The following is a 22,376-nucleotide window of genomic DNA, read 5'->3' as shown; positions in this document are numbered from 1 at the left end:
TCTGTGTTGACCGCAACTGGGTCAGCATATACTACTTGCGGAGGATTTCAACAGAGCCTGAACAACAGATACGTAGGTGTTTATTGCTCCTTTGGAACGCTCCAATGATTTAGATTGAGGCGGGTTGGATCTTGAGTAGTAGGTGCCGTTTCTGCATAACTGGGGATTTCCTCTTCATCGGGGAGAAGTCCTTCATCGGTCAAATAATCACGGAACAATTCTATGTGTTCTCGAATGTACCAGTCAGGGGGACGAGTGCCTGTTCCAAAGTATGGTGTTACGAGATCTACACGTGGGTTGGCAAGATCAAGTGAAAGCCCTTCTGCCCGTTCTCTGCTGCTCTTTATAGCGTGTTTTGCTTCTTGCACCAGAATCGGTGGTCGATCCACAGAGTCGTCTGCTTCTCTTATTGTCGTATAGTCTTCATCCAGATCGATTCCATCTAGATCCGTATCGAGTATTTGTTGGAAATACTTCTCAACGAGGAGAAGCTCGTTACCATTGAGCATAAAAATCCGTCTCAGGCGTTCTTCTTCGTCTTTTGGAGGTGCTGTTAGTTGTTGGTTTAGCAGCCCCATGTCACTATCTAGGAGATCCCCCCCTTCGGTACACTCCATTTCATCCAACAGCCTTCCCGCTAGGAAGTCGTCGTTTTGAGCACGCCACTGTAGAGAACTCTCTACACCTGAATTGACTGCATAATTGAATGTCTTTTCTGAGAACCCGTTAAACATGACCGCCATCAATTGTTCTAGAAATCTATTTGTGGCAGCAGAAGTCGACAAATTTGGACCTCCTTCTCTTTCTTCGTACTTAGAGATGGACATTTCGACGATTTCTTCTGCTACCTCTGGACTTAGCTCACGAATGTAGGATAGTTCAGCAAGGTTTTCCGCAAGATGATTCTTGACCGAGTTTTTGTCTTGACTGTTCGATTCTTCCCAATCAGCGATTGTCTCTTTTTGAGAATCTTCTAACACAAATCACTCTACCTGTGGAGGGGCATTTATATTGTCTGAATCACCGCGTGCAGCTATTCTATTATATATACTTTTTGTAAGTCTTGGTTACAGTGATTCAGTACGGTATTTTTCATTCTAGAACTGACGAATATAATGGGGTAGAAAGATGGTAGTATGGCCCCATCAAGGGAAGAAATCCCCGACGGCAAAGCTGTAGACGAACTAGCTCAGGCTCTACTCAACGATTACAACACTCTGAAGCCGATCACACCGGAGCAGGCAGTAGACAAATACCTTGACGCCCGCGAAGACGAACTCACACCCAATACGTTGGCAGGGTACGATCGAAACCTTGGCCACTTCGTCAGGTACTGCGACAAGGTTGACCTCGAAAATCTAAACGAGCTCGGAGGGCGTGAAATAGACGGCTTCGAGAAGTGGCGGCGAAAGGAGTCCTCGGAGAAAGTCGATTCGTTGGCGAACAAGACGATGAAAGACAACCTCCACCTTCTCCAGAATTTCCTCACATACCTTGAGAAAATTGAAGCTGTCCCACGCGGGACCGCTGAAAGAGTCGATATCCCAAAACTGGACGACGGGGAGGGCATTCGAGATGTTGAACTTGCAATCAAACGGCTCAAACGGATTCTTGAACATCTCGAAAAGTACAATTACGCATCGAGGGAGCATGTCGAAATCGCGATCATTGCAGAGTGTGGACGCCGACTCGGTGGTGTTCACTCTCTTGACCTCGAAGACGCCCATCTCGATGGCCCCCGTCCCTATCTCCAGTTCTCACACCACAACGATGGACAGACCCGGTTAAAGAACGATGAGAAGGGTGAAGAGCAAGTCAATATCAGCACCGACCTTGCCGGTCTGCTCAAAGACTACATCAAGATCAACAGAGTTGAGAAAACGATCGATGGTCGAAAACCGTTAATTACGACGTCTAATGGCCGAGTCGGAAAGTCTACGGTCCGATCGGACTTCTACAGTTGGACTCGCCCGTGTAAGATTGACGAGGAATGTCCAGAAGGTCGAAATCCAGCAGAGTGCAACGCTGCCAGTCGTAAAAATAATGCATCAAAATGTCCAGCGAGCGAGGCGCCGCACGCTGCTCGACACGGATACCTCACGGAAATGCTGCGCAAGGGTGTTCCTAAGGAAATTCTGAGTGACCGGTGTGACATCACGAGAGAGATTCTAATAGAACACTACGACGAGCGCACTCCCGAAGAAAAGCGCGACGAGCGCTGGGATGAGCTGAAAGACAAGGGGGCAATCTAATGAGTCCCCAGATATCTCCTAAAAGGGATCCGGGCCCAAGTACTGATACCCCTGCGCAAGAAAACGAAACAGGATTGGAGGATATATCTGTTCATCGCGAGTTGTTACGGAGTATTCGTTGATTATGCCGGAGCTACAGGGTCCAAGGACTTATCAATTTGATAGACACTCTTGAGTTCATAGATGAGCGACAACGGCGATTCTCTCGCTGATATCGTTTTTCAACGCACTCGAACCCAGCAGTTAGTCGCCGAGATTGCTTTTGGACCCGCTCTCGCCTTCGCCGTCGACCAAACCTCTCCAACCGGGATTCAGGGAGCGATTCTAATGTGGCTCATGGCCGCACTCATTGGAATTCCTATTCTTCGATATCTCGTATTTACTGACCGCATCGAACAGTTTGACCGACTTCTAGACCTAACTGTTCGTCCCGTAGAACTCTTCGCTCTCCTTGGTGTGGCACAGGTGTTCAAATTCTTCGGAGTGGAGTTCGTTCAGCCTGCCACCGGGTTTAGTCAAATTGGAGCAACTGCTGTTATCGCTGTACTCGGGGTTCTCGTCTACATCCTTGGTTTCGAGCTGATCTTCCAAAAGTATCGGTTTAGCTGGGGGACGTTGTTCTACGTCAAGCGAGTTGCACTTGAGCCACAGATAGATATTCAGATGGATGATGTTGAAGAGGTGTTTGGAGCGATATTCCAGCATCCTTCTCAGTGGGCTCGCCTCAAGGCTGCAATTGGTTATTTGAAGTTGACTCTGATTCGTGTTACGCTCGCACAGATGGCGTTTCATCTGCTGAAGGACTCAATACCGGACAGAGATGATGAAGCGACGGAGACGCTGAGAGAATACATCCGAATAAATCAAGGTGGGAATTTCCCCGCTGGTTCGGGGGGTCTGTGGTTTGCATTTGGTGTCGCAGCAGTCGTGGTACTTCCGGTGCTCGCAGTGATGGCAGGGCTGATATCGTTGGTGTTCGCGACCTTCGGTTCGATTGTCCTTGTGATGCTCATTATGCGTTTGAGTAAGCACATAGTGGCTCTGTCGTACATCGCGTTTGGAACGATGGAGTACGAGCAGTTCGTGACGACGAACCGGCGGTGGGCGGTAATGACGGTAGGATATACTCTAGCAGTGTATCTGCTCATCTTTTGATTACGCAGCGAAAGCTGAGAGGCAGACAAGTGTTTATTATTTTAACTCGTCTATAAGACGCATGGGAAGCGATATTGAAAATATTCACGACAGGCGGCCTTGTTGTCGTTCTCTAATTCGTTGGTCTATTCTGAACGCTCTTGTGTAGCACATTATTGATGGGCTGCCGTCTTGGGATTTGCGGTTGCATGAATTGAATCGTGAGTCCACGGCAGAGGTACTTAGAAAATCAATTAGCGTTCCTGCTCAGCTAGTGACGACTGTATCAACAATCGCCTACAGAAGAGCGTATCACTTGAGAAGACTCCCAACAGAGCTGGTTTAGACGTTGTTTTCTTTGCCATCATCAAAATTTCATGAAGTTCTACTCTCACCTGAAATTCTGATCGAATCCACCTCAGTGTAGCAATACGACCTCATCTGCGGAGTTATGAAAATCTGTTCCGCAAAATAAGATATAGTATATAAAACTTCCCCCACAATTAATTACAGTATTTCCTTAGAGTAAATTGTACTCTATAATCAACGAATATAATGTGGGGTGTAGCCATTAGTATGGCTCACAAGCCAAACCCCGGCGGCGATGTATCTCCCCAAGAATTAGCACAGGCTCTACTCGAAGATTACATTGAGAACAATCGAATAGAGGAAGCAGATGGTGGTCAAGACCCACTAATCACGAGTCCCAACGTCCGACTCGCAAAATCAACGATTCGCTCCTACTGCTATCGATGGAGCCGTCCGTGTGAGATCGGCAAAGAATGCCCAGAAGGTCGGACCGAGGCAACCTGCGACGCCGCTTGTTCGAAGGATCATGCATCGAAGTACCCAGTGAGTGAGGCGACGCACGCGGGTCGGCATGGGTATCTCACCCGAATGCTTCGTCAGGGAGTTCAAAAAGAAGTGCTGAGCGATCGGTGTGACCTCTCCGAGGGGGTTCTCGAAAAGTACTACGACGAACGTACGGTCGAAGAAAAGAGAGAGAGTCGTCGATCGGCGCTAGAAGATGTGGGGGGGATTAACTGATGTTCCCGCATCAGAATACTGCCTCTACTCGAGGGTACGATTCTTCTCGTAGTTCCCAAGAGATAGGATCCAATTGGGTCAGCACTAGTATAAAAAGGTTATATGCAGAACATAAAAAGAAGATGGTAATCGCAGGTATAGCTCTGTTGTCCATCCCCTATATGTACACCATCTACGCAGAGGGTGGTGGGACCACGGTCACTAATGCGGCATCTCTGATCTACCCCCTTCTTAAGGAAGGGGTCGGACTGCCTCTCTTCGCAGGGCTGCTCAAAAAAGACGAGGTTGATGGAAACCGGGCGCTGATAATAACTCGTGTGAGCACACCCTCTCAAGGGAACAACTCAAGCAAATCCTCTCAGCGGGAAGCACTAGAGAAAGATGCGAAGAAAGACGATCTCGAGATCGTAGATGTACTAGAAGCAGAGGAATCTGGTGCGAAGGTTAACCGAGAACAGCTGAATAAGGCGATTGAGGCCGCCCAGAATGATGAATACGACATCCTCATGGTATACGAGTTTGATCGGCTAAGCCGTGCCGACCCATTAGATACACAGGGTTATCTGCTCGACATACGAGATGCAGGGATCACCCTGTACACTCACGCTGACGGCTACTACGACTGGACAGATCCTCACGATTTCGAAATGCTCAGCAGAGAGGCAGCGTTCTCGCGCCGCTGGCTGAACCGACTACGTGAAGGTGCAGCTGAAGGATGCCGACAGCAACTCAAGAATAGGAAATGGCCCCATGGTAACAGTCCTCCAGTCGGATACAGTATTGATGAAGACGGCAGAATTCATCTCGATGGTGACTACGGACAATTCATTCCGAGGTTCTTCGAGGTCTACGCAGCGACGGAAAACCGGAAGGAAACTCAACGTAGACTCAACTCAACACTAGAAGACAATGGACTGGATAAAGTCAGCTACTCACAAGTGAAGACACTCCTCCAGAACGAACTCTGTATGGGTAAACTCAGCCACAACGGTGAAGTCGTAGCTGAGTACTCCGAGTTAGAAATGGTCGACGAAGATCTCTTCCAAAAAGTACAGTCAATTCTCTCTGGACAGAACAGAGGTACATCGTCATCCGATATTCCAGATTTCATCGGAGAAGCAGCCCAAAAGTACGGAATTGATTTCGTGATGAACCTCTTCGAGTCGTTCAAGCCCTTCCGCTGTCGCCAGTGTGACGGTGACCTCGAGCGTAAGGGGACGAAAGAACTCTGGGGTGTGAAGTTCCCCAAGTACGAATGCCAATCCTGTGAATATCAGGGGCCGCTCGTCACTGAAGAGGAGCTGAAAAAGATCCACCAAACACTCCCGCTACGGTGTCCGTTCTGCAGTGCTACCGAAGACTTCGAGACCACTCATCTTAGGGAGATGGGAACGAAGTTCGATTACGCTTACAACTGTAAGAACTGTGGACTGTCGTTTGCCTGCGACCTTGGGCCGGATCGGATTGTCCGACGCTTCAAGTACCCGAATCTCGGCTTTGAACTCGATGAGGAAGATGATGACGACGAAGATGATGACGACGATGACCCGCAGTCGGCTATCGGTGACTTTGGCGATCCCTGAGTGACTTCGCACGTCTCCAAACAGTCTCTTTCGTAGAGCCTGCTGCATCCCCCGCCGAATTGAATGTGATCGATTCCCCTCGAGGCTTTGCAACGAGGTAAAGAGCCGCCGCTGCGGTAGTTGCCGGGTCGCCACGGATTGTCTCGGGCTGGTCTAATATCCTCTCAGCAGCTACAATTGCTTCCTCGTCTAGGTTCAGCTTCATCCCGATGAAAGACAGGTACTGTGTAGCTAGAGGAGGTCTGAGAGACAGAGACATCTCCCGCAGAATTTTCTTAGTCGTTCGCTGGAGGGAAACGCGCTCGACACCAAGTGTAGTAGCGATCAATCCGACCGGTCGTGGACTCTCAAGTTCTCTGAGGGCGATTATCAGTACCGCACCGATAACATTCTCCTTCTTACGTCCGTGTAGGAGGTTCTTCTCCCAAACCTCGACGAGAAGCTCTGAGGAACGATCTAGTTCTGCCTTCGATAAGAGAAGATCAGAAGCGTACTTATCAAGGTCAGCTAGAAGTCCAACCAGAGCTTCCTCAGACGAGTCACGAGCCTTGGCGATCCATTCTTCCTGAGTGTCGGCATCATGTGGCGCTGCCTCGTCGTCAGGCGCGTCCATCGGCACGGATTCGGTAGTAGCCACAAAACCACACTGACCACAGAGTCTGCCAGCCACGTCGAAACGGGTATCGAACCCGGTCTCAGGTGCGCCACAGTTCGGGCAAGAGATCTCTACTGATGACATCTACAACCCTCGCCACTCCCTGTATTCCGAGAGGATTCTCTTCGCCTTCTCCTTCTTCCGAGACTTCTCCATCCGTCCCTTCTGGTGGCGGTAGCGGTACCTCGTGTCGACAACTTCAGTGAACAACTCGTCAGTCAAGATTCGATACTCATCCACGTAGTCCTCGAAGTCTGCTACTCGGTATTTTCCTATGTAGATCTCGTTCGCGAGTACCTTCCTAACTGACTGTTTACACCACGCTTTGTCCTCTTTAGTTCTCAGTCCACTTTCGTCGAGAAGGTGAGCTACCCGAGGCATGGATTTTTCTCGAAGGTAGAGCTGAAATATCGTCCTCACTACCGAGGCTTCGTCCTCAAGAACTCGGAGTTTCCCATCGGACGTCTTCTCGTAGCCCAGTGGCGGCATGGCGTTCGGCCACTTATGTTCTTTCGCAAGACCATGCATCCCCATCCGGACTCGTTGACTGGTGAGGTCGCTCTCAAGTTCCGCTGCAGACGCAAGGTTCCTGAAATTGAACCGTCCGACCGGTGACGTCGTGTCGATATATTCGGTGACACTCTGTAGGCTCACTTCCCACTCGTTCAGCTGTTCTTCTGTCTTCACGAGATCGACAAGTGACCTGCAGAAGCGGTCAAGCTTCCAGAAGACGACGACATCGAAACACCCCACACGCGCTCGGTCCAACATCTCTTGGAACTTGGGTCGATCAGTGTTTCGGCCTGACTCCGCTTCGTCGGTGAAGACGTACGTCACGGTCCACTCCATCTGCTCGCACTGTCTCACACATCTGTCGACCTGTTCTCCGATCGAGTAACCGAACCTCTGACTCGACGACGATGTACGGGCGTAGACTGCCGCACGCTCGATGGCTTCCTCATCCTCCGTCTGAGGGGCACTTGTCGAGCGTGAGATCCCAGAGGGGAGACGGCTATCAAGACTCATGAGTTTTCACCTCCGTCGCTCGGGACACAGTGAGCGGATGGCCAAGGCTCGGTCAACTCGGCGAGTCGTCCGTCACAGGCACAGACAACACAGAGTGGCGGCTCACTAGCCTCTCCACCCCACTCAACCTCTGTGTGGTCGAAGCGCTCATCACACGTCTCACAGCGCCACTGAGCAACTGCGTGTTGCTCAGCAAGTTCTGGGTATGCTCTCGCCAAAGTGGGAGTGAGAGCTACGCCTGAATATGCCGCAAGATGCTCGGCAACTTGTGGACGCGGATACTCCGTGAACGGGAGGAACCCCTCCTGACCCCGATCAGCGACCGGGAGTTCTCCCTTCCCGCAGCGCTCACGGTAGGCGCAGAAGTCGCACTCCCACCCAAAACGTGAGTCTGCTGGCGGGAGTTCGTCGGCGAGTCGATACTCTGTGTGTGTGGACGCCCACTCAATGACTGTGTCTCGCCAGAACTCCTCGTCAAACTCGACATCAAACACCTTGAGATCGAACGAGTCGCGACCCCCGTAGATAAGGCACCCACGCTTCACGTCGACGTCGTATTTCTCGGAGAGCCCGACCATGTAGGCGTGCAGCTGCGCCTTGTGGTGTTCGTTCGGTTCGTCGAGGTACTCGAGGGAGCTCTTCGTCTTCACCTCCGTGGGTAGGACGGGCGTGCCGTCGGCATCGACGACGACCGGGTCGGTTGACCCCTTCACGCTAAGGTCGCCGGCCTCGCTCTTTAGTTTGAAGTCGACGTACAGCGAGTTTGTGACAAACAGCCCGTCGTCGGCGACGGCATCGCGTAGGTACGGGAGAACAATATCTTCCTCAAAACGAGAACCGACCCACAAGATGCCGTGAGCCATCTCGCTCTCCGCTGGTGCGTTCTCTTTCCGGTACACGAGCTTTCTGTGGCACTGCAGCAAGCTGCTGGGCGTGTGCTTTTCGGGAGGTGGTACGGGGCTCGGATCGTTGTAGTACGCCCGGCCCTCCTCGATATTCTTTCGCTCTTCAGTCGTCTGTCGCCATATACGGAAGCTTCTCGAATCGATCCCAGCGAGTGCCGTGGCTGGTCCGATCTCCACTGACGTGGATGACTGAAGAGTTCCGTTTCGCCGGTGAGGTTGGGATTCCACTATACTTCCTACGTCGGAATCAATATAACACTTCCGTTGGTGGAATAAATAGATTTAGCCCCTCACGTCTCGCGTTTTGAATCGAATGGGTAGCGATGGCCCCGGTCGCAAGCCGACGGTATCCGATGAGGAGATACTAGCGGTTTTTGTAAATGCCGATGACCCCGTGTTGATGGCAGATGAGGTCGCAGAGTCTCTTCCTATCGGGCGTAGAGCAGTGTACAATCGTCTTCGTTCATTAGAGGAGCAAGGAACTCTCAAGTCGAAGAAGACGGGTGCAAGGAGCACAGTCTGGTGGTATCCGGGCTACACAGGAACGGAAGGAGGCTCGTAGCTTCAATTTGTACTGTTAAACCAAGCCTATCTTGTACACATTTTTGCACGCTGGGTCAGAGCACAACAGAAGCTATGAGAAAAGTGCGCGATATCGGTCATGGACCGGTATAATACAGTCGTACACACAGAATCATTTCAGAAAATGTGTGCTGTGGGAGATTTTCGACTCATAATAAAATCCCACCTGCAACACGGTACGGGTGGTCAATAGATTTATTCGGGCAGTTGTTTAGATTACTCTATTCAAATGACGGATGATGACCTATTCACCTCACTGAACATTCCACGTGTTATTGATACGTCCGATGTCAACTTTGTTGATGAGTTCTACAATCCGCTTTTATCACGATCTGTCGAATATAAGCGTGGTGTCGGATATTTCACGACGAATTGGCTTCGTTCTGCATCCAGAGGAGTTGCCAAACTTGCGGAGAACGGAGGCACCGCGAAATGGATTATGAGTCCTATATTAGAACAAGAGGATTGGGAGGCACTCAAATTGGGTCAGGAAGCGAAACACGATGAGGTGCTTCAGCAACAGTTAGCCGATACTGTACGCGATTTACAATATGATCTTGAGTACCAAACCCGGAATGCTATCGCGTGGATGATCGCTGACGGGCTGCTGGAAATTCGATTTGCGATCCCGAAAGACGACCTACATGGCGATTTTCATGACAAATTTGGCATTTTCCGTGATTCAGAGGGGAACCAGCTTGCATTCCACGGGTCAAAAAACGACAGCGCCCATTCATTCGAGAATTATGAAGCATACACTGTTGATTGCGGTTGGTTGAGCGATCGAGATGCAGAAGGGGTAGCACTGCAGGAAAAGCGGTTTGATGAGATTTGGTCTGGTTCAAAAGAGAACGTCGAGGTGGTTTCGCTTCCAGAGGGAATCAGGCAAGATATCGCGAGTCTCCGAGATCATGAACATCGTCCATATACCGATCCAGAACAATCTGACAATGGCATTACCCTCAGGCCTTATCAGCGAGAGGCCGTCGATAACTGGTTTGCAAACCAGAGACAAGGGCTCTTCCGAATGGCTACCGGCACGGGAAAAACGTTCACAGCCCTCGGTGCTATGGATGAGTTTCTTGAATCAAGATCTACTCCAACACTCGTAGTTATCGCGGTTCCGTACACTCACCTCGCAGACCAATGGAAGAATGAGATTGCCAAATTCGGCTACAATAACCCGAAGTTCCTCTATGGTTCAGCGAATACACAGTGGAAAGAGGATCTGTCGCGTATTCTTTCAGATCTTACCCTTGGAATGGGATCCGACCAATTGATAATAACAACTCACACGACGCTTGCAAATGAGTACTTCCGAGATCAGATTAAACGATCAAACTGTGACGCATTGTTAATCGCTGATGAGGTTCACGGTCTCGGATCCGAGCACCAACGCAAAGCTCTACTGAAAGAATATGAGTACCGAATTGGCTTGTCGGCGACTCCTAAACGACACTACGACGAGGAAGGGTCAGAACATATTCTTGATTACTTTGGAGGGATCGTTTTCGAGTACACATTAGGGGAAGCAATCCCAGAATTTCTTACTCCGTACGATTACTACCCAACTATTGTTGAGTTAACAGAAGAAGAGCTCGAGGACTATAATAATCTCTCAAAGCGTCTCGCAACTGCGGCCGCTAGTGATGATGCTGATGAGGAATTAGTAAATCGCCTAGCGATGAAGCGAGCAAATATCATTAAGAGTGCTGAGAATAAATATGTGAGTCTCCGGTCGGTCTTAAGTAGGATTGGTGAACCCGACCACCTGCTTGTGTACACAAATTCGGGACAGATTGATCACGTTCAAGATATTTTGAATGAGATAGGTATTCGCCAGCACAAATTCACATATCGCGAGGACAACGACGAACGGCAACGGTTACTCAGCAATTTTGATAAGGGTGAAATAGACGCTCTCGTCGCGATGCGGTGTTTAGATGAAGGTGTTGACGTCCCATCAACCAAACAGGCGATACTCATGTCGAATACAGGGAACCCGATGCAATTCATTCAACGACGCGGTCGAGTACTACGGAAATACCCGGGCAAAGAAAAGGCAATTATTTACGACTTTATCGTTGTGCCGACCATGAATCCAACAGAAAGTATCGCTGAGTCCGAAAGGGGCATTCTTCGTAAAGAACTTCGACGTTTCGAAGAATTTGCAGAAAACGCTCGTAACGAGCACAGTGCTCGAAACAAGATCGAAGGGATACGGATGGAATACGGCATCGTTGAAGATAACGATGAGGACACCGACAGCGAGAGATCTTCTTAAGAAGAAGACATTTAAGTGGTATACTCCGGATCATTCTATTAGATATCAATGAACAAGTCCGACGTCAATAGTCTCATCTTGGAGCATGTCGACAAGATTGAAGACGATAAGAAACGTCAATTCATTAATGATATCCTGACCTTTGAGCGATCAAAGATGGATCGAGAGCGTCCACACTTCAAGGATGAATACGACGACCTCATTGAAGAATACATGGACACAGACGAATGACAAATTTACAGATCTTATCGATCACTCTGAAGGATTATCGTCAGTACAAGGGAGAGCAGACGATAGATCTCCGAAAACGCGGTGAACGCCATATCAACGTCATTGAAGGGCAAAATGGCGCAGGAAAATCCAATATTCTAAATTCAATTACTTTCTGTTTCTACGGGACCGAAGAGCATCTGAAGGAAGAGAAAGAAGGTGGACTAGAGACCTTCCCACTGGTGAATCGTGATCGACTTGAGGATCTCAACGATGGCGGGAAGGCAACGGGCTACGTCGAGATCGAACTTGGTGAAACCGAGCCAGAGTATGTTTTCAAACGCGAGTTTACTACGGTAAAGACTGATGGGGGCTTCAACAGCGTTGTCGGGGACCTCAATCTTCAACGTCGGGTCAACCGTGATTGGAAGCCAGTAGATAACCCGAACACGTATCTGAATGAGATATTACCGACTCGGGTTCATGAATACTTTTTATTCGATGGTGAGCGCCTCCACAAGTTCTTCGAGGAAGGCTACCCTGAACGGGTCCGCACTGCCATCCTTGACGTGTCACATATTGAGCTGCTAAATCGAGCGCTAGAGCATCTCGACAAGATGGACACGGAGATTGGTCGCAAAGCGTCTAACTTCAAAGGTGAGGCGAAGCGGCTGAAAGAAGAACTTGATGAAACAAAGCGGAAGCACGAACGAAAAGAAAAGCGGATCGATGAGCTTGAACGGGATATTGCAGAAGCCCAATCAAATATTGACCGGATCGATGGAAAGCTGCGTGACAGCAGCGATGCCGCAGTTCGTGAAAAACAGGAAAGAAGAAAGTATCTCAATCAGCGTCTAGACCAGCTAAATGATGAAATCAGTGAGCTGAAAGATGAAACCACCGAGGAAATGGTGGATGCAGGACCTATCGTCTATAATTTGAAAGCGTTGGACTTCACCCACCAGCAGTTCGCAGAACTCGCCCAAGCGGGTCAGCTTCCCCCAAAAATACAAGATTGGTTCGTTCAAGAGCTGCTCGAAAGTGGTGAATGTATTTGTGGAGCTGATCTGGATTCAGACGAAGAAAAACGCCGTCATCTTGCAGAGCTTGAGCAGGAGATGTCCTTAGTGATGCAGGAGAATCTCGAAGGAAAAGCCGAGATTCCTCGGGTCATAGACGATGGAAAGGATCTAGTTGAAGATATTATTTCCAATCGGAAGAAAATCTCCGAAAAGCAAGATGAGCTGGGGGAGGTTGATAGAGAGCTTCGAGATATCTCAAACGAACTCAAGAGTTACGACCTCCCTGAAGATGTCGATGTGAGCAGTCTTGAATCCCAGCGTAGCGAAATTGAGGGAAGAATCAGCGAAATGCGTCAAGAAATTGGAAGGGTTGAACACGAGATTGAAACACTGGATGAGCGGGTCAATGAACTCGATAATAAATGGCGCGAGGAAGCCGCCAAGGAAACCAAACACCGGACGATGATGAGGAAGTTGGATTTCGTTGAGGAAGCTCATGAAGAGTTGACTGAAATCAAGAGTACGATTCTCGCACAGATTAGGGAAAACACCGAGGAGAATATGAATCGATATTTCAATGACCTCATCTGGAAAAATGAGGATTACACCGTTGAGCTAGGAGACGATTATACTGTTAGTGTCTATGGTAGACATGGTGATAATAAGATCGGATCGCTGTCTGCTGGTGAGAAGCAAGTACTTGCTCTCTCGTTTATGTCTGCGCTGACTAAGATTAGTGGATTCAATGCTCCCATCGTGATTGATACACCACTTGGGCGTATTTCGAGCAAACCAAAGAAGCGCATTGCTCAGAATCTTCCGTCCTATTTGGTGGACACTCAAATTACCTTCCTCATGACTGACGAGGAGTATACTGACGAAGTACGTGCACATCTTCAAAACAGTGTGGCGAACGAATATCTACTCGATTATTCAAATGAAATCACAGAGGTGAAAGAAAGATGAGTGACCAGAGTCCTGAAGCTGGATACGAAAAAACAAAAGCTGGCCGCGACGTCGTGGTGGATCAACAGGCACGAGANGAAAGAAAGATGAGTGACCAGAGTCCTGAAGCTGGATACGAAAAAACAAAAGCTGGCCGCGACGTCGTGGTGGATCAACAGGCACGAGATTACTTCGATACTCTGGTCGGAGAAGAGGACTCCCCGTTTTACGGCGTACAGCGAATCGACTTATTCATGTTCGCGCTTGGATACGGACGAAAACGGTCGGGCCGAATAGAACTAGGGTCTGGACGCCATGCCTTGTTTAATCGTCCATCACTCTCCGATCAACAGGAATGGATTATCAAATCGATTGCCGCGTACGAAGAGAGAGACCCTCAGGTTCTTCGGGACGAAAAGAGGGTCTATAAGATTGCGCAAGAGTATGCCCGGGGTGGCATCGAGGAACTGCACAGCCTCTACGTTCGTCCGGGAGACGGGTTCAGCGAACTCACAACCGATATTGTTCAATTAGGGCAAGAGTTCTACGATTTTGACGACTGATCTCTGGAATTCCTACTGAATACTGATCATTCTATCGAACTAAACTCTGTTTTATTCTATTACTTCCAGAGCGTTATCGACAGACCCGAATACCTCCTCAAAATAAGACTCAGGGTACCGAGCGAATGTTCGAATATCGGCGGTCGTAGTCCGTCCTGCCACTGCCTCATCAACCCATTCTACTTCTGCTTGAAGCGTTTCAGCATCTGGGAGTTTATACTCCTCCCATAGCTTGCGGATCTCGGAATTATCTAGATTACTGACTCCTGCTCTCTCTAGGGCAACCTCCCACCCTCCAATATGGTTTTTAACTGTTTGAGAGGTCATGTCCGCAATATTGTCGAAATCTCTTGAGGCCGGAACTGCTCCGATCCGGATCGTAACTCGGCGAATTTCTTCGAGCAGTTCTTCTTTTGTGTATCCCTGCGCTGACTCCTCGTCGTCAATCGCGGCTTCAGGGTTATAACCCGCTTCTTGTAGTGCAGTTAGCCACGTACCGAAGGATTCCCTGACTGTTACTACTGAGAGAATCGATTCCCGCTCAAAATCAGACGGACTCGGCGGATCAGATGGGGGCTCACCTATCCGCTTCATTTCGTGAATAACGCCACTGTCATCAGGTGAAACGTCGACACCGTCATCGTCCGACTGGTCTGAGTGTTTATCAAACGCATCATCGGTAATGCCAGATAGATCAAAAGCCGTTCCGAGGCTTCCGAAACGATCATCGACAGTCATCGCGTAAAGATCGGTATTTTGCCAGACATCAATTGGCTCAGGAACCTCACCAGCTTTTGCAGCGTATTCCACCAATTTATCAAGTATTTCAACTCGTGTGAATTTCCTATTGGATCGCTTTTCCCAATCAACTAATGGAAGATTTGCTGCGTCTATTACCTCATTCCACGATGTAAAACGCCTTTTGTAGGCCTCAATTGGATACGAGCCATAGTCGCGTACAAACTGTTCTGATGGCGGTTCCCCAAACAGTTTGTCTAATTTACGGATATAATCCAATAGCTCTTCAGTGGTATACTCTCCTGCGTTGGTTTGCGTTGGTTCCTGTTGCTCGTTGTCTACCGATTGCTCAACAGGAGGGTTCCAAACGAATTTAGACTCGGATTGAGATGTGTTTTCTACCCCTTTCGATTGCTGTGAGGCTACCGTCTCTGAGGCTTCAAAATCATCAAGACGCTCCTTCGCGGTACTCCATTGTCCAAAATATCGAGCATACATGCTGTGGCTATATTTTCCAAGAGAGTTCACCTCTGATTGAGTGGGCTTCTTTCCAAGCTCATCTGTGACGCGTTGAAGTTCGGCAAGGAGTTCTTCCTCTTTGTCAATACCCGCTACATCAAGGGCTTCGTCCCATGGGCCAAATTCATTCTGAAACTTAGCAGCAGAATAATTGGTCATCTCTGAAACGTCAGAGGGATACGGTATTCGGTCTAGAGCCGAGTCCAGCCGCAGCAACTCTTCTATTAATTCCTTTCGAGAGGGTGATTCAGATGCCTTCCTTTCCCCGGATTCCTGTTCGGGTTCCCCCTTCACTATTCCAAATTTGTAGGTCCGATTAGAAAACCCTTGCCCGAACATTATTTGCCCACGGACTCCGGTGCAGTCGTACTTCAAAGGGCAAGCGTACGCCACAATGACTCCAACTAGATCCATAGATTAAACTCCGATAAGAGAGAGAAGCAAGCAAAGAGCAACGATGAAGATAGATATTGAATTTACGGGTGAAGGCTTCCACTCATGAATAGCGAAACGTGTGAGTCTGCGGTAGAACTGGAAATGTTGGCCTCCGGGATGGCGAAGCAGCACGAAAATTTTCTGGATGCCGCTCAAGAACTCATTGATAACTCAGTTGCTGCGGTCGTTGACGGAGAGAACTACTTTGATGAGCCAGATGAACAAATTAATATCTCCATTTCGTTTGTTCGTGGAGAAGAGACAGTAACTACGTATATCTCTGATAACGGTCCCGGAATTACAAGAGAAGACCTCCAGAACCACGTTTTTCGAACGGGCAATAAGGAAATATCTGAAGGAATACTCAATAACGTTGGATGGGGGCTGAAGGCGAGTTTAGCTTGGTTTGAGGAGTCTCTCAAACAGCGCGATATTGAAGCTGACACTCACTGTTTTTCGTTAGTAACTCAGACAGCTGATAGTGATTGTCTACGTGTTGATGGTCCAATAACTGGAGACTTGCCGATAGTCGACGCGACAGAACGTCATTGGAAGATTGGGGTTCCGGAAGCCGTTGATTCACTATTACAAGCTGACCACGGAACCCGCATACATGCGACGTGTGCCCGTTCACAGTTTGATTCCGACGTCTGGCCGTCCGCTAACTCTCTTGGAACGAAAATCCAATACGTACGTGAGCGGCTCGGCGTTCTGTTTCGGCGCTTGCTCTCTGCTCGCGATGACAATCAAATAGTTCTACATTATCACGACTTACCCTCGAACGAGCAGGGAACGTTTGAGGTACCTTCTATCAGTCCTTCGTATACCGATGAAACGGAACAGAAGTCTCGCCAATTTTGCGTGTCGACCCCTCAAGGAGATCAATACCAAGTGCAGTATGAGGCTGGTACTCTGGATATTGATTCTATGACTAAGTGGGCAGAGAAGGAACATCCAAACCTGCTCACCCAAAGTGGAAAATTCAGATATCGATATCGGCCGAGTCAGAATCGGCAAGGTGTCGACATTTATGCAAACGGCCGAGTACTGATGACCTCAGTATTTGAGGACCTATTTGATTTGACGCGTAATAACCAATATAATTACTTCGGCGGCACGCTCCGGATCTTCCCGATCGGCGATACTGATGAAGTTCCGACTGACAATAAGAAGACACGGCTGGATACGAACAGCGAAATCTGGCGTAAAATAAGAGAAGAACTCTCTGACGAGGAATTGCTTCCAGAAGGAAGAGAGTACGGTAAGCGAGTCTCGTCGGGTGGCGCGTCGACAACCAGTCAAATACAAGAAGAGGAGGAGTCGGCAGAAGAACTTGCAAGCACACCCACATTTGACTCGAACTCAGATATTTTTGGTCTCCACCACGGTGATGCGAAGTCGATCATTCCAGCAATAAGAGACCATGCAGCAGACACACTAAACGAACAAGCGGAGTTCGTTGATACGACAATCACCTCCCCGCCGTACTACGACCTCAAGGAATACGGTTCAAGCGAGGAAAATGAAATAGGACAACATGGATCCTATGTCGAATATCTACAAGAGCTCCAAAACCTCTTCTCCGAGGTATACTCGGTCACCAGAGACGACGGCTCACTTTGGGTTGTCGTGAATACTTTCCGACGTAATCGCGAAATCGTCCAGCTTCCATTCGACATCGCACGTGTGTGTCAGAACCTCGATCAAGGGTTAGAGTGTTCAAATTGTGAGAATACGATACTAAGAGGTGTTGAGGAGCTAGATAGCCGACAGACAGCGTGCCCTCACTGTGGTCACACGACGGATAACGATGAGTCGTGGATCCTCCAAGACATCGTCATCTGGAATAAGAACCGCGCTCTTCCGTATACGAAAGAGGGAAGACTACGGAACGTATTCGAATATGTCCTCTGTTTCAGCAAAAACCCTAATTTTGAACTGCAGATGGATCGTATCCGAGAATCGGATCCCGATCAATTCAAGAAATGGTGGGCTGATTTCCCTGAGCGTTACCATCCACTCGGGAAGCTTCCTGAAAATATCTGGGAGTTTGAACCACCGACACGAGGGTCATTTACTGGAGAGGTAGACGTGTTTGATCACCCCGCAGCGTTCCCTCCAGAGCTAATCGAACAGATTCTCACACTCTCTACAGAGAGTGGTGACATTGTACTAGATCCCTTCGCTGGCTCTGGCGTCGTGCTAGGACAATCAGAGCTGATGGATCGAAGACCGATCGGCGTTGAGCTAAACAAAAAATACTGCGATGCCTATCCTGCTCTGAGGGAATATCTGGAGGATCAGCATGAAGAGCAGGATCAGGTTGCGTCACAGGAGGATCTGGCTCAGATCATCTGCGGATTACGCCAAACGAAGTATGCGCGAGAATTGCTCCGAACAATGGCGGGAGAACTCGGCCTCTCAAGCCCCTCGCAATTGGACGTACATACTGCCTTCCTCGTGAGTAGAGAACTCGGATACCAGTCGGTGGAAAATGATGTCCACGGGCAGATAGATCTAATTCTTCTTGTTGATGATGAGACGACCGCTCGACAGGCGCTAGACTACGACGAAAAGGCGGAAGAAGTCACGACGATCCAACCTTGCTCTGGATTCGGGATTCGTGCTCGGACGTTAGTTTTGACAGTAGAAGAGTTCATCAACGAAATCGCTAATGATACCTATACACATCTACCAGAGGAACTCTTCATTTACGAGGATGGTAGACATTACGTGTATTCAGAAGATATCTCATACGACAAATGGCGAAAGCTGAATGACGGCTCTGATCAGTGGACGGAGCGGTATTCTGATGACAAGATCCCTCCAATTGTCTCTAACATCGGGGTGGAAATAAACCACCCAAAGCACTCCATGGAAACTGTCTCAAGAGAGTTGTCTGGGAACCATGAGATGCAATTACACAAAGCCGGAGGAGGTCATCGTAAACACATAATCCGAAGAAGCTGAGCATCAGGACCCACAAAGCGAATTAAATCCTATCGTCGATAGATATGGAAGTGTCCGAAGGATATAATTTCAACGGAGCCGCTTATTACAATCCGTTATGGGAAGAAGCCGAGCTACCGACGGTGGGAGATCAAAGGTATCCTCGCGATTGCAACTGGTTTTTCGCATCCTCTAGATCAATTTGGATATCGACGATCTCATCATTTGAGTTGAATACGACCTCACCAACATCGATCGGTGGATGCGAGTAGTCACCTTCGACGGGGAGATGATCCGTTATCACTCCGTCATCCTGTCGATCAGCCTCAAAGAACTTCGCCTCGATGCGTTCGAGTTCCTCAAAGAATATCTCAGGAACTCCTTCCTCATCAGAAACCCAGCAGTGGTACTGGTCCGAGTCCGTACGGTGTGCTGTAACAGTAAACTTCTGTTTTGATTTCTTGTTGCTCATGTTGACTCTGTGGCCCTCGTACTGCATATCATCTTCTGTCAGAGTGGATTGAGAACATACAAGGGTTAAACATAATTTCCTAAATCCTGTTGTTGCTGGTTATCAGTCGGTACGTTTGTAATAATCACTTCCGCCACGTCATCGCGATTGTCTGCATCACTGTTCACCATTCTCGTTGCGCCGACGATATCTATCGTAAATCCGGACACGTTCTCGTAAAGTTCGCCAACTGGAGGTGAGTTCGAGATTACGACGTACACCCCGTTTTTACTAAGTTTGACAGCGATATCGCGTAGTCGTCGCTGGTCGTCTTTGTCAAACCCATCTGACTGGTACTGGGTAAAATCCGCAGTCTGAGACACGGGTTGATAGGGTGGATCGAAGTAGACGAGATCGCCCTCCTCAGCGTCGTCTACGACGTAGTCGAAGTCCTGATTATGAATCTCGATGTCGTCGAGTATGTCGCTCGCTTTCCGAATTTGTCGTTCCCGAATGAAATCTGGATTTGAGTGTCGACCAAATGGAACGTTGAATCCCCCAGATTGGTTCTCCCGGTATAGTCCATTGTATCCGGTTCGATTTAGGTAGAGCATCAAGCTCGCCTCCTCTACTTGCTGTTCGAGGGAACGGTCGTCGAGCTTGTGAAGTTCATTGAATCGGTCGCGAGCATCGTAATAGTACTCTTCCTCATACTCGTGGCGGTGGTTCTCTTTGATTAATTGTTCGGGGCGATCGCGGATGACTTCATAAAATGTAATCAATCGTCGATTGAGGTCATTTATTGTTCCTTTGGAGGGTTCGATATCAAAAAAGACCGCACCGCCGCCGATGAACGGCTCATGATATTTATCATACGAGATGGGAAATCGCGAGTGAAGCTCCTGAAGGAGCTGTCGCTTCCCTCCAACCCACTTGAGAATCGGCTCAGCCATCTACCGATTTTATCGGTCGTTGGGTGATAAACCCCAAGGGATTCGACAAAGACTGATCGTCGACTCCAAATGGCACCTTGCGATGTCTAGTGGATAATGAACTGTGGGAGCGGATCAATACTGCTGGAGACAATGATTAAGACAATTCATACTCATCACTCGCATAATGGCTAGTACTGAAGACGAGTTCCTGACGCAGGATATCTACGAGGAAAAGGCGATGCTCATTGTCGAACAGCTGCTCGAGAAGGGAACAATTGAAATGAAGCACGACGAGCCGGTACTACATCACGTTCCCTCGGGAACACGGTTTGAGTCGGCAGTGAATATGGCCCACTTCCACAAAGGCTGGGAGGCGCGGGGAGAGGAGTCTCAGTAGCTTAATCAAAACTGCTGAAATCTACCTGATGCCCCTCGGCGTCCGGCTTACGTTTGTCCATTGGGTTTTCAGCCTGAATATGCATATTCGAGATTAGCGGCGGCCTGCTCTTTGACCAGTATCGCTTCCAGTCTCCGTCCTCAACGAGCGCCTTCCAAGCAGCTGGCGTAAAACTGTGCTCTGCCCAGTTGTGAGCACCGTCGATGTACAGATGGTACTCATCTTCTAGGTCAATGTCGCGTCCCGGGAGACGCTCGCTGAGATAATCGTGGAGGGTGATGAACTCAGGATCAAATTCAACTCCGTAGTAATCACCGGAGCCTTTGTTTTCCGACAACATTCCTTCCCTCGCGGCATCAACATCAACGTTCTCGAAATCAGACTCAGATTCGCACACATAGAGCAGTTCGGCTTCGGGTTCATCGGCCTCACCAAACTGTGCCGAGTCGCTGACGGCGTGAATAAACTCGATCTGCCCTTCACGAATATCGTGTTCTTCTGAGTTCACAAACTCTTTGTACAGTTCGAGCGCGTACTTGTGAACTCGGAGAGTGTAGATTTTCCGCGCGAGCTCGGCCTGCTCATCACGAAGCGTCGACTGGACGGTCCCAACCTCACGTTTTGCGGTCGGACGGACATGTTCTTCGTAATAGTCGATATACTCCTCGTTCAACTCAAACCCGAGCGGCTTTCGATCGAGGGCCTCCGCAATAGCGAGTGTCGTCCCAATTCCGGCGAAGGGATCGAATACGACGTCGCCGGGATCGGAAGCGAGGCGAACAATCCGCTCTACAAGCCCTTCCGGGAACGGGCTCGGGTGGAAACTCTTCTTCGGCCCCCACTGCCCCTGCTTCGGGATTGGGAACTCCCAAACGTTGCTCGGGACGATTCCCTTCGGATTGTATCGTTCGGGGTAATTCACCCACCACTGCTCAAACTCGTCGGTATTGGTGATTCGAATCGCGTCTTTGTTGTACTTGAAGTCGTCTGTCTTGGAGAACATCGTCACGTGCTCGTACACGTTGCGTAGACGACCTTTCTGGTGCCACGGACGTGTCCGGAGCTTGTCCCAGATGATATTGTCCTCCATCCGCCACGACTCTGGGAGCGGATCATAGACCTCTCCACACGTCCTACAAATCAGCGTCCCATCTGCACGATTGCGACGAAGAGCCCCCTCGCAGCTCTCCTCTAGACAGGTTTCGTAGTTTGATAGGTTTTCTAGTTCGTCCGCGATATCGAACGGCAGGCGGACAACACGGCCTCCAGTCTTGTACGTATCAGTGACTATCCAGAGCGTACAATCGTCCGAGGCGATATCATAACACTGTCTGTAGATTTCGCGAATGTCGTCAAGAAAGTCCTCATAACTCTGTTTACCGACCTGTTCCTCTTGATTGCCATAGTCGACGAGATCGGCGTAAGGGGGGGAGGTGATGATTGTATCGACAAGTCCGTTGACACTGCCGAACTCGTCCATCAACTTCGATTTTAGACCTCGCGAGTCATGTTGGTAGATTCGAAAGCGAGAGTCGGAATCATCGCTCATTACTTGATAATAGTTGTGGCGGTGTTCGGCATAAAGGAGTTGGTAGTAAATGGCATTCAATAGATGGACTTAGAAACCTCCAACAGGATGCAGCTTCTAGTTTGAGGCGAACACTCAGACATACTACCACGACGGATCTGTTATACCCTATTTGTACCCATCAGTGTGGTTGATTTAATCTGTGGCTGTATGTTG

17 protein-coding genes are annotated in these 22,376 nt (G+C 49.1%); 9 read left to right on the top strand and 8 right to left on the bottom strand.

Annotated elements, in window-relative coordinates; genetic code table 11:
* Window positions 1–80 precede the first annotated feature (80 nt).
* Window positions 81–980, bottom strand: a complete 900-nt coding sequence (locus C461_RS15580; RefSeq protein WP_152418393.1) for a hypothetical protein — start codon at window positions 978–980, stop codon at window positions 81–83.
* A 156-nt stretch (window positions 981–1,136) separates the two neighbouring features.
* On the opposite strand from C461_RS15580, the gene C461_RS15195 reads away from it, so the two are divergent.
* From C461_RS15195 to C461_RS15190, 4 genes are all read left to right on the top strand, one after another.
* Complete coding sequence (locus C461_RS15195; RefSeq protein WP_080506292.1) at window positions 1,137–2,252, top strand: tyrosine-type recombinase/integrase; 1,116 nt, start codon at window positions 1,137–1,139, stop codon at window positions 2,250–2,252.
* Window positions 2,253–2,435: 183 nt separating this feature from the next.
* On the top strand, window positions 2,436–3,407 hold the full coding sequence (locus C461_RS11840; RefSeq protein ID WP_008001526.1) for a hypothetical protein: 972 nt from the start codon (window positions 2,436–2,438) through the stop codon (window positions 3,405–3,407).
* Between the two features lie 555 nt (window positions 3,408–3,962).
* Window positions 3,963–4,433 carry a hypothetical protein gene (locus C461_RS15575; protein WP_152418392.1) on the top strand — a complete coding sequence of 157 codons (471 nt, stop codon included), beginning with the start codon at window positions 3,963–3,965 and terminating at the stop codon, window positions 4,431–4,433.
* A gap of 122 nt (window positions 4,434–4,555) precedes the next feature.
* Window positions 4,556–6,016, top strand: a complete 1,461-nt coding sequence (locus C461_RS15190) for a recombinase family protein (RefSeq protein WP_162138519.1) — start codon at window positions 4,556–4,558, stop codon at window positions 6,014–6,016.
* Here C461_RS15190 and C461_RS15570 read toward each other — a convergent pair.
* The 3 genes from C461_RS15570 to C461_RS11825 are packed head-to-tail and all read right to left on the bottom strand — an operon-like array spanning window position 5,991 to window position 8,830.
* Window positions 5,991–6,755: a hypothetical protein gene (locus C461_RS15570; protein ID WP_152418391.1), complete on the bottom strand. Its 765-nt coding sequence runs from the start codon at window positions 6,753–6,755 to the stop codon at window positions 5,991–5,993. The genes C461_RS15190 and C461_RS15570 overlap by 26 nt on opposite strands.
* A complete protein-coding gene (locus tag C461_RS11830) occupies window positions 6,756–7,697 on the bottom strand; it encodes a recombinase family protein (RefSeq protein WP_008001522.1) in 942 nt (313 codons plus the stop codon). It lies immediately after the preceding gene.
* Window positions 7,694–8,830 (bottom strand): CRISPR-associated protein Cas4, encoded by a 1,137-nt coding sequence (locus C461_RS11825; RefSeq protein ID WP_239639121.1) that lies wholly within the window; start codon window positions 8,828–8,830, stop codon window positions 7,694–7,696. Before C461_RS11825 ends, C461_RS11830 begins: the two co-directional genes overlap by 4 nt.
* Window positions 8,831–9,413: 583 nt before the next feature.
* Between C461_RS11825 and C461_RS15180 the strand changes: the two genes are divergently transcribed.
* The 3 genes from C461_RS15180 to C461_RS15175 are packed head-to-tail and all read left to right on the top strand — an operon-like array spanning window position 9,414 to window position 13,666.
* On the top strand, window positions 9,414–11,468 hold the full coding sequence (locus C461_RS15180) for a DEAD/DEAH box helicase family protein (protein ID WP_008001516.1): 2,055 nt from the start codon (window positions 9,414–9,416) through the stop codon (window positions 11,466–11,468).
* 48 nt (window positions 11,469–11,516) lie between these two features.
* A complete protein-coding gene (locus tag C461_RS11820) occupies window positions 11,517–11,699 on the top strand; it encodes a hypothetical protein (RefSeq protein WP_008001514.1) in 183 nt (60 codons plus the stop codon).
* Window positions 11,696–13,666, top strand: coding sequence for an AAA family ATPase (locus C461_RS15175; protein WP_008001513.1), 1,971 nt, complete (start codon window positions 11,696–11,698; stop codon window positions 13,664–13,666). Before C461_RS11820 ends, C461_RS15175 begins: the two co-directional genes overlap by 4 nt.
* 593 nt (window positions 13,667–14,259) lie before the next feature.
* Here the strand turns inward: C461_RS15175 and C461_RS15565 are convergent.
* A complete protein-coding gene (locus tag C461_RS15565) occupies window positions 14,260–15,759 on the bottom strand; it encodes a homing endonuclease associated repeat-containing protein (protein WP_152418390.1) in 1,500 nt (499 codons plus the stop codon).
* 204 nt (window positions 15,760–15,963) lie between these two features.
* Between C461_RS15565 and C461_RS15170 the strand changes: the two genes are divergently transcribed.
* Entirely contained in the window at window positions 15,964–18,870 is a 2,907-nt protein-coding gene (locus C461_RS15170; protein ID WP_080506290.1) for a DNA methyltransferase, read from the top strand.
* 130 nt (window positions 18,871–19,000) lie between these two features.
* Here C461_RS15170 and C461_RS11800 read toward each other — a convergent pair whose 3' ends face one another.
* Both C461_RS11800 and C461_RS15165 read right to left on the bottom strand, forming a co-directional pair.
* Window positions 19,001–19,321: a hypothetical protein gene (locus C461_RS11800; protein ID WP_152418389.1), complete on the bottom strand. Its 321-nt coding sequence runs from the start codon at window positions 19,319–19,321 to the stop codon at window positions 19,001–19,003.
* A 65-nt stretch (window positions 19,322–19,386) separates the two neighbouring features.
* Window positions 19,387–20,253: a DNA adenine methylase gene (locus tag C461_RS15165; RefSeq protein ID WP_008001509.1), complete on the bottom strand. Its 867-nt coding sequence runs from the start codon at window positions 20,251–20,253 to the stop codon at window positions 19,387–19,389.
* A gap of 166 nt (window positions 20,254–20,419) precedes the next feature.
* Here C461_RS15165 and C461_RS11795 point away from each other — a divergent pair, with 166 nt between their 5' ends.
* On the top strand, window positions 20,420–20,632 hold the full coding sequence (locus tag C461_RS11795) for a hypothetical protein (RefSeq protein ID WP_008001508.1): 213 nt from the start codon (window positions 20,420–20,422) through the stop codon (window positions 20,630–20,632).
* Window position 20,633: 1 nt separating this feature from the next.
* Here the strand turns inward: C461_RS11795 and C461_RS11790 are convergent, their stop codons facing one another.
* Window positions 20,634–22,112, bottom strand: a complete 1,479-nt coding sequence (locus C461_RS11790) for a DNA-methyltransferase (RefSeq protein ID WP_008001507.1) — start codon at window positions 22,110–22,112, stop codon at window positions 20,634–20,636.
* Between the last annotated feature and the right edge of the window lie 264 nt (window positions 22,113–22,376).

Origin of the sequence: Halorubrum aidingense JCM 13560 (assembly GCF_000336995.1) — an archaeon.
In the GTDB taxonomy this organism is placed as follows: domain Archaea; phylum Halobacteriota; class Halobacteria; order Halobacteriales; family Haloferacaceae; genus Halorubrum; species Halorubrum aidingense.
The sequence above is the reverse complement of the archived record's forward strand: the minus strand, read 5'-3'. Positions and strand labels throughout refer to the sequence as shown.